We start from the raw sequence: 465 nt of genomic DNA, 5'->3' as shown, positions 1-465 counted from the left end.
GAATCAGCCTTCGGGTTCGTATCAATTTCAAACGTCGCGCGACACGACCCGCATCGGACGAACCGACGGTGATTCTAGCCAGAGCGGGCTGCACGCGCATGTATCGGGTGGCCTATAAGCCAGAGCGGCGGGGTTTGCAAACCGCAAAGCAGCCCGCCGGGTGATGGTTACTTGTCGCGGAACTGCGCTTCGCGCTTTTCGAGGAAAGCGGACATGCCTTCCTTCTGGTCCTCGGTATTGAAGAGGGCATGGAACATCCGCCGTTCAAAAAGCAGCCCCTCGCGCAGCGGCACCTCATAGGCGCGGTTCACCGCCTCCTTCACCACCATGACGGAGATCATGGATTTCTCGGCGATCTTCTGGGCGGCGCTCATGGCTTCGTCCATCAGCTTCTTGACCGGAACCACACGGCTCACGAGGCCCGCGCGCTCTGCTTCGGCGGCATCCATGAACCGGCCCGTCAGG

At 61.1% G+C, this 465-nt stretch carries 1 protein-coding gene; it reads right to left on the bottom strand.

The features are described 5' to 3' along the window. Positions 1-167 precede the first annotated feature (167 nt). Positions 168-465: enoyl-CoA hydratase-related protein (locus A3764_RS20985; protein WP_236628279.1), on the bottom strand; the 298-nt coding region annotated here is incomplete at its 5' end.

It is taken from the genome of Sulfitobacter sp. HI0129, assembly GCF_001635395.1.
Taxonomy (GTDB): Bacteria; Pseudomonadota; Alphaproteobacteria; order Rhodobacterales; family Rhodobacteraceae; genus Sulfitobacter.
Note: the sequence above shows the minus strand (reverse complement) of the source record. Positions and strands in the feature narration are given on the sequence as shown.